Origin of the sequence: Oerskovia sp. NPDC056781 (genome assembly GCF_042789955.1) — a bacterium.
Taxonomy (GTDB): domain Bacteria; phylum Actinomycetota; class Actinomycetes; order Actinomycetales; family Cellulomonadaceae; genus Oerskovia; species Oerskovia rustica.
Map to the genome: position 1 here is coordinate 1 of NZ_JBHUAD010000192.1, position 7,935 is coordinate 7,935.

Sequence of the window (7,935 nt, forward strand, 5' to 3'; positions counted from 1 at the left end):
GCCCTCAGTGGCTCAGATCACGTACTCGATGAGCAACGACGGGTCCTCGACCGGGTCGACCGCCGGCGGCACGGCCGGCTGGGGGACGCGGTTGCGCGCGGGCACCCCCACGGCGACCGACCCGGCCGGCACGTCCTTGACCACCACGGCGTTCGCCCCGACCTGGACGTCGTCACCGACCCAGACCGGTCCGAGGATCTTGGCCCCGGCGCCCACGACGACCCGGTCACCCAACGTCGGGTGCCGCTTGCCGCGCTTCATGGACCGGCCACCCAGGGTGGACCCGTGGAAGAGCAGCACGTCGTCTCCCACGACGGCCGTCTCCCCGATGACCACGCCCATGCCGTGGTCGATGAAGAGGCGCCGCCCGATCTTCGCCCCCGGGTGGATCTCCACGCCCGTGGCGGCCCGGGCGATCTGTGCGATCACGCGTGCGGGCAAACGCAGGGCCGGCTCGCGCCACATGCGGTGCGTGAGCCGATAGGTCCAGACCGCGTGCAGACCGGGGTAGACGAGCGCGACCTCGAGGCCGCTCCGCGCCGCAGGATCGCGGTGGCGGGCGGCCTCGAGGTCCTCCCTGAGAACTCTCAGGAAGCGTCGCAGTGGACTGGGAGGTCTCATCAGTCCAGCAGGTCGGCGTACAGCACGGAGGTCAGGTAGCGCTCGCCGAACGACGGGATGATCACGACGATGAGCTTGCCGGCGTTCTCGGGGCGCTCCGCGAGGCGCAGCGCCGCGGCGATCGCGGCACCGGACGAGATGCCCACGAGCAGGCCCTCCTCCTTGGCGGCACGACGTGCGTACTCGACGGCGGTCTCGGCGTTGATGTCGATGACCTCGTCGTACACGGTCGTGTCGAGGATCTCCGGCACGAAGTTCGCGCCGATGCCCTGGATCTTGTGCGGGCCGGGGGCGCCGCCGTTGAGGATCGCGGACTCCTCGGGCTCGACCGCGACGATCTGCACGCCCGGCTTGCGCTCCTTGAGGACCTGGCCGACGCCCGTGATGGTGCCGCCCGTGCCGATGCCGGCGACGACGATGTCGACCTCGCCGTCCGTGTCGGCCCAGATCTCCTCGGCCGTCGTGGCGCGGTGGATCGCCGGGTTCGCCTCGTTGGCGAACTGGCGGGCCAGGATGGCGCCCTCGCGCTCGGCCACGATCTCGTCGGCCTTGTTGACGGCTCCCTTCATGCCCTCGGAACCCGGCGTGAGGATGAGCTCGGCGCCGAACGCGCGCAGCAGGGCGCGGCGCTCCTTCGACATGGTCTCGGGCATCGTCAGGACGACGTCGTAGCCGCGGGCAGCGCCCACCATGGCCAGGGCGATGCCGGTGTTGCCGGACGTCGCCTCGACGATCGTGCCGCCCGGCTTGAGCTCGCCCGAGGCCTCCGCCGCGTCGATGATCGCGACACCGATGCGGTCCTTGACCGAGTTGGCCGGGTTGTAGAACTCGAGCTTGCCCACGACCGTGGCGCCGAGGCCCTCGGTGAGCTTGTTCAGGCGGACGAGGGGCGTGTTGCCGACGAGCTTCGTGACGTCGTCGTAGATGCGTGCCATGACTTCCTCTTCATCGTTGGTGGCCTGCGGCGGGAGAGCCGGGACCGAGGGGGGATCAGCGGGAGCTGTGCGGGGGTGGCACGGAGCTGCGCCGGGCAGGACGCGCCACGAGGGCCTGTCGTCGGGGGGAGCGCCGACCGTGGGGGAGGGGGCGCTCTAGCGACAGGGGCGACACGGACAACAGGACAGGGCGCGCGCGGGGGTGCTCACCGCGCGGGAGGAGTCGGCGTGACGCGTGGTCATGGTCGCCCTCCTCGTCCTGTGCCGTCTCTCGCAGGTGCCGTCCGGCGCCGTACCGGCGCGGTGCCCTGCGAAGTCCTGGTGTCTGGCCCGAGGCTATCGGCCCCCGGACCGCGCTGCAATGCTGTCTCATCCCTGTCGTGCTGCGCTGACGTGGAGGGGGGCATGTCGACCCAACGCCGCGAGGCCGACATTTCTTCCGGTCGCGGGGCGGGCGGGGCTCGCCTGTCGGGGGCGCCTGCTGCTCGCCAGGGCGGCGAGGGAGAACGACGACGGCGGCCCCGAGCATCTCGGAGCCGCCGTCGTGTCGCGCTGGAGCGGATGACGGGAATCGAACCCGCGTGATCAGTTTGGAAGACTGAGGCTCTACCATTGAGCTACATCCGCGCAGAGGAACGCCCGCCGTGGTGGCGAGGTCTGCGGCGCTACCTTAGCAAAGTTCCGGCCCTCCTCGTGTCACCGATCCGGCCGCGGGCAGGGGCAGGTCGCCGCGTCGGGGATGCGCAGACCGGCCGGTACGCGCGCGAGGTAGGCCGCGAGCGGCGCGCTCGCGCCCCACCAGTCGCCGACCGCGACGGGGATCGTCGTCCCGTCGACCCCGACGACCAGGAACCCTTCGGCGGTGTCCTCGACACCCACCAGGTCCTGGTCGGGCACCGCGACGCTCAGGTCCGGTCCGACGACGCCGATCGCGTGCTCGCCGAGCACGAGCCGGACCCTGGACGGGGTCCCGCGGAACGGCTTCGGACGGAAGGACCGTCCCGTCGTCGGCGGTGGTGGCGGGTCTGCCAGGACGAGGCCCATCGAGCGCAGCTCGGCCTCGAGCCTCGGGTCGCTCTCGTCGGGGAGGACGGCGAGCAGGCTCGGGAGGGTGTCGGCGAGCCAGGACCGCACGTCCTCGCCCGAGGTCGCGAGCACCTGGGCGCGCTCCTGGTCGAGCGGGACCACGAGGCGTCCCAGGAGCGTGCGCGCGGCGTCCTCGTGCGCGCGCGCCGCGATCCAGCCGGGGTGGTCGAGCAGCGCGAGCGCCCGGTGTCGTCCTCGCTCGAGGATGCCGTCGGGCACGCCTTCGGCCGCGATCCTGCGCAGGAGGCGGACGACCGTGAGGGCGGCGACCGCCGCCCCGTCCTCGACGGCGTCGCACACGAAGGTGACCTGGCTCAGGTCGTGGCCGAGGTCCTGCGTGTCCACCTCGGCCAGGTAGGCGAGCTGTTCCTCGGTGCGCACGCGTTCGTGCAGCAGGACGTCGAGGACGTTGACCGCGACCGTGTGGCGCGGGTCGGCACGCGATCCGAGCACCGAGATGCTGACCGGTGCGCCGGGCCGGCGCACGAAGCCAGGGGTCACGAGAGGCAGCAGGGTGAGCGCGCCCCTGTCGGGGAGTGTCGTCGTGGCCGCGGGGAGGGCTCCGAGGTCGATGTCCTCGGGGGTGGTGTCCCCGACGACCACGAGCACCGCGTTCTCGCGCACGAGGTGGCGTCGTGCGTGGTCGACCACCTCGGCCGTGGTGAGGAAGCAGCGGCCGGGCGGATCGACCGCGCCCAAGGCCTCACCGCGCACGCCGAGCCGCTCGCGGATCGCGTACAGGGACGGGTACGGGCTCCACGACCTCATCTCGTGGTCGATCACCCGCTTCTCGGCGAGGACCTCCTCGTCCGTGAGCGTGCCGAGCCCCGCGATCGCGGTGACGACGCGTTCCAGGAACTCCCTGACCAGGGCCGGTGCGCCGTGCGCCTCGAACGACAGGTGGTGCGGTGCGGTGGTCGCGTTGGCCTCGATGTCCAGCGGCCCGAGGCGGCGCATGACGAGGTGCTCGACGAGGTGGACGACGCCGCCCCGCGCGTACGACTCGTCGAGGCGCCCGGTGCCGAAGACGAGATATCCCGACGTCGTGCTGGGCGCGGGCACGCGAACCTCGGGTACGGCCACAGGTGTGATCCCCGGTGCGGCGCCGGGTCCGGCGAGGTCGGCACGGGGCGGTGTGGCGGAGCTCATCGGTGGACCCGTCGACGTCGGAACAGTGGCGCATTTCTACCACGTCGACCCCGTACACTTGCCGAGTGCCCGTCGCCCTCGGTGGTCCTCAGGGACCTTCCAGGCGCTGGACGGCACGTTCGGGGTGTGGCGCAGGTTGGTAGCGCGTCCGCTTTGGGAGCGGAAGGTCGCAGGTTCAAATCCTGTCACCCCGACGAGCGCGAAGCCCCCGGTCCTGCCCGTGCGCAGGACCGGGGGCCTTCGTCGTCCCTGGGGCCGGCGTCCGCGCCTGGGGAGCGGGAGGTTCTGGTCCTGTCGCCCCGACCGGGCCGGCCGGCGGTGGGGCGCGCAGTCCTCGCGGGTTCGGTGCCAGGTGGTCCGGGGCGGAGCGTGTCAGGAAGCCCTGACGCGGCGGTCTGACGAGCAGGAACGACCAGAATCGGACTGATAGCCTTCCCGGTATGGACTGGGGCTTGGGACTGGGTGCGCGCTGCCGCGACCGCAGACCACGCGGCCTCGTCTGGATCACGAGAGCGTGAACCGGCTCGCCCGCGCGAGCACGAGCTCCCCGTTCACCCTGTAGCCGCACCCGGCTGACCACGCCGTCGGAGTGCCGCTCGCACGTCTCGTGAAGGTCCCTACACCCATGTCCGCTCGTACCGGCGCAGGCTCCGCCGCGCCCGCTTCGAGGTTCTGGGCGCCGGTCGCCGTCATCGGCTCCGCCCAGTTCCTCGTCATCATGAACAACGCGATCATCAATGTCGCGCTCCCCAGTCTCGTCTCCGACCTCGGTATCGGTCCCTCCGACCAGTCCTGGGTCGTCACCGTCTATCTCCTCGCCTTCGGAGCGCTCCTGCTCCTGGGAGGACGCGTCGGTGACGCGCTCGGTCACCGCCATGTCTTCGTGGCCGGGCTGGCCGTGACAGCTCTCGCTGCGATCGGTTCCGGGCTCGCCACCTCCGGCTCGGCCTACCTCCTCTGGCGGGCGGCGCAGGGTGCCGCCGCGGCCTTCGTCTCTCCGTCCGCGGTCGCCTTGCTGTCGACGGCCTTCGTCGATCCCGTGTCGCGTGCGAAGGCGTTCGGCGTCTACGGCGCAGTCACCGGGGCAGGAGGCGGGGCCGGCCTGCTCCTCGGCGGGCTGCTCACCGACGCCTGGTCGTGGCGTTGGGCCATGTTCGCGTCCGCTCCGATCGCCGTCGTCGCGATCGGCGGGGCGTACCTCGCTCTTCCCGCTTCCTCCACGGCACGTCGGCGCTCGACAGGCCCGATTCGCCCGTGGGCCGCTCTGCTCGTCGTCGTCGCCGTAGGCGCACTGCTCGTCACGATCACTCGCGCGGGGACCGGGGCAAGCGCGTGGAGCATCGTGGCGTCGTTTGCGGTCGCCGCCGCGAGCGCGGGGGGCTTCCTCCTCGCTGAGCGCCGCACGGAGCACCCGCTCGTCCCGCGCGGTGTTCTCGCCTCGCGTGATCGCCTGCTCGGCCTCCTCACCGTGGGAACCGGTGCGCTCGGGCTCACCGGAGTCTTCGTCGTGCTCAGTCAGCAGATGCAGCAGGAGGGCGGGATGACGCCGATGGAGGCCGCGCTAGCGGTGCTTCCGTACCCCGTCGGGATGGTGTTCTCGACCCAGCTCGCTCCCAGGCTCATCGCCCGGTTCGGAGCGCGACGAGCAGCCGTCGTGGGGCTGCTTGCCTCAGCTGTGGGGATCGTCCCGCTCGCCTCGGCGGGCGGAGCCCCGTACGCAGTGCTCACCCTTCCGTCGTTGCTCTTCGTGAGCGCCACGATCGGACCGGCTTTCGTCTCGGGCACCCAGCTCGCCATGAGCGGGATCGGCGAGGAGGAGGCTGGTGTCGCCGGTTCGCTCCTGAACTCGGCCTCCGAGATCGGCGGGGCGGTCGGGGTCGCCGCGATGAGCGCGGTCGGGGTCGCGGTCGCCGTGATGCGTGACGGTGAGGGTCCCGTCTACGCGGCCGAGATGTACGCGGCGGCTGCGCTGCTCGTCGTGGGTGCGGTCATGGGCGCGGTCGTGTCTCGACGCCGGGCCTCCGACGGTGCTGTGGCCCGTCGGACGGCCGGGCGTCGCGTGTCGGAGGTTCACGAACCCGTAGCCGCCTCCCACGCCGAGTGAGAGGTGGTCGTCGACGAGAGAGTCGGAGACCGTCGTCGAGCTCTGAGCGCACGTGCAACGGGTGCAGAGCGCTGCAGCAACCTGACAAACGACCCCAATCCGTCTTATGGGATGAGACGCTGTGATGGTTTTGGTTGTTTTGTGAAGAACGCCCGATCAGAGATCGTTAGCGTTCCTCCCATATCGGTCTCCCGGACCGGTTGCCGCCGAGTCAGCGTCGCCGCGGCGAGCCATCCACGCCCTCGGGCGTCACTTGGTATCGAAGCGGAGAACACCTGTGACACTGCTGCACGGCACGAGACCCACCCCGCACCAAGCTGGTCGACCACCGGCCACCCACGACCGGTCGGGTCGGCCGCTCCACGGGGGTGCGCCGCCCTCCCCGGAACCCGACCACCTCCCCGCACCGCCGACGCGCCCACCGACGGGTGCCCACCGCCTGCTGCCCTCGCCCCCCGCCGACGAGGACGTCTACCAGGACCTCGCCCGGGCCCAGCGCTGGGTCCAGCCGGTCGGTGTCGCGGCGACCCTGCCGATCCTCGTCGCGGTCTGCGTGTTCGCCACGCGCTCGCCGTGGCTGTGGTGGCTCTACCTCACCGTCGCGCTGACCGTCGTGAGCATCACGCTGTGGCTCCTGACCGGCACCGCGAAGGGACGCGTCACGCGCGCCTCGCACGAGCGGACGATCACCTCCTGGACGCCCGAGGCGCACCCCGCCGTCGACGTGTACCTGCCTGTGTGCGGGGAGGACGTCGAGGTGCTCGACAACACCTTCCGCCACGTCGCCCGGCTCGACTGGCCAGGCGTGGTCGAGGTCTGGGTGCTCGACGACGGCGCCGACCCGCACGTCGCGGACCTCGCCGAGCGGCACGGGTTCCGCTACCGGGTGCGCCCCGACCGGGGGCACCTCAAGAAGGCCGGGAACCTGCGGTCGGCCTATGCGGTGACCGAGGGGGACGTGATCGCGATCTTCGACGCCGACTTCTGCCCCCGGCCGGACTTCCTGCACCACCTCGTGCCCTACCTGGACGACCCGACCGTCGGCATCGTCCAGAGCCCGCAGGACTTCGACACCGACGAGCGCATGGGCTGGCTGCAGCGCACGGCCGGGGCGACGCAGGAGATCTTCTACCGCTGGGTCCAGCCGTCGCGCGACCGGTACGGGGCCACCGTCTGCTGCGGTACCAACGCCCTGTACCGGCGGTCGGCGCTCGACACGATCGGAGGGTTCCCCGAGATCGACCACAGCGAGGACATGTACACCGGGATCGGGCTGCTGCGTACCGGCTTCGTCACGCGCTTCGTCCCGGTGCGGCTGGCGCGCGGGCTGTGCCCCGACGAGCTCGGACCGTTCCTGACCCAGCAGTACCGCTGGGCCAACGGCTCGGTCGCGCTCGTCGCGGACGGTCCGAAGGCCAGGGCGGGCCTCGACCGGCGCCAGCGTCTCGCGGTGTGGGCAGGGTTCGTCTACTACTCCGAGACGGCACTGTTCGCCCTCAACCTGTACGTCCCGTCCGTCGTCATGTGCTTCTGGTACCCCGAACAGGTCAGCCCGACGAGCCTCCTCGTGTTCCTGCCGAGCCTGTGGGTGCTCCTCGTCCTGTACCCGGTCGTCCATCGCACACGGTGGCGCCCCGAGGTCCTGCGGGTCCAGCTCGCCCAGAGCTTCAGCCACCTCGTCGTGCTGGGGCACGCGGTGGTCGGCCACCATGCGGGGTGGGTCCCGACGGGCGGCAAGGGGTCGTCGAGCGCCCTCGCGCGGACCATCGCGCGCGTCATGGTGGCTACCCTCGCCGCCGGGACGGTCGCGTGGGCCGTGGGGATCTCCCGCGGCGTCGCGTCGTACGGGGTCGACAGGTACTGGTCCATGATCCTGCTCGCCGGGTTCTACGCCTACGTCTCGGTGCCGCTCGTCGTGGCGGGGCTCCAGGTCCTGGCGCCCCGCCGGGCCGCCGTCGCCCCGACGGGCACGGAGCCGACCGGCGGCGTCGTGACCGCTGCGCCGGAGGTGCGGGCATGAGGGCGCCGGGAGGCCCCGGC

5 protein-coding genes and 2 tRNA genes are annotated in these 7,935 nt (G+C 71.7%); 3 read left to right on the plus strand and 4 right to left on the minus strand.

The annotated features are described in order from the left end of the window. Nucleotides 1–12 precede the first annotated feature (12 nt). The 4 genes from epsC to ACFRCR_RS14640 form a co-directional block, all read right to left on the minus strand. A complete protein-coding gene (gene epsC / locus ACFRCR_RS14625) occupies nucleotides 13–621 on the minus strand; it encodes a serine O-acetyltransferase EpsC (protein ID WP_138824890.1) in 609 nt (202 codons plus the stop codon). Next, on the minus strand, nucleotides 621–1,556 hold the full coding sequence (cysK, locus tag ACFRCR_RS14630) for a cysteine synthase A (RefSeq protein WP_191796996.1): 936 nt from the start codon (nucleotides 1,554–1,556) through the stop codon (nucleotides 621–623). The genes epsC and cysK overlap by 1 nt, the downstream gene beginning before the upstream one ends. A 553-nt stretch (nucleotides 1,557–2,109) precedes the next feature. Continuing rightward, a tRNA-Gly gene (locus ACFRCR_RS14635) sits at nucleotides 2,110–2,183 on the minus strand. Between the two features lie 69 nt (nucleotides 2,184–2,252). Beyond that, on the minus strand, nucleotides 2,253–3,791 hold the full coding sequence (locus ACFRCR_RS14640; RefSeq protein ID WP_377678521.1) for a M16 family metallopeptidase: 1,539 nt from the start codon (nucleotides 3,789–3,791) through the stop codon (nucleotides 2,253–2,255). Between the two features lie 120 nt (nucleotides 3,792–3,911). Here ACFRCR_RS14640 and ACFRCR_RS14645 point away from each other — a divergent pair. The 3 genes from ACFRCR_RS14645 to ACFRCR_RS14655 all read left to right on the plus strand — a co-directional run bounded on the left by ACFRCR_RS14645 (nucleotide 3,912) and on the right by ACFRCR_RS14655 (nucleotide 7,915). After that, nucleotides 3,912–3,985, plus strand: a tRNA-Pro gene (locus tag ACFRCR_RS14645). A gap of 431 nt (nucleotides 3,986–4,416) precedes the next feature. Next, complete coding sequence (locus ACFRCR_RS14650) at nucleotides 4,417–5,895, plus strand: MFS transporter (protein ID WP_377678523.1); 1,479 nt, start codon at nucleotides 4,417–4,419, stop codon at nucleotides 5,893–5,895. 277 nt (nucleotides 5,896–6,172) lie between these two features. Next, nucleotides 6,173–7,915 (plus strand): glycosyltransferase family 2 protein, encoded by a 1,743-nt coding sequence (locus ACFRCR_RS14655; RefSeq protein WP_377678524.1) that lies wholly within the window; start codon nucleotides 6,173–6,175, stop codon nucleotides 7,913–7,915. The last annotated feature ends 20 nt before the right edge of the window (nucleotides 7,916–7,935 follow it).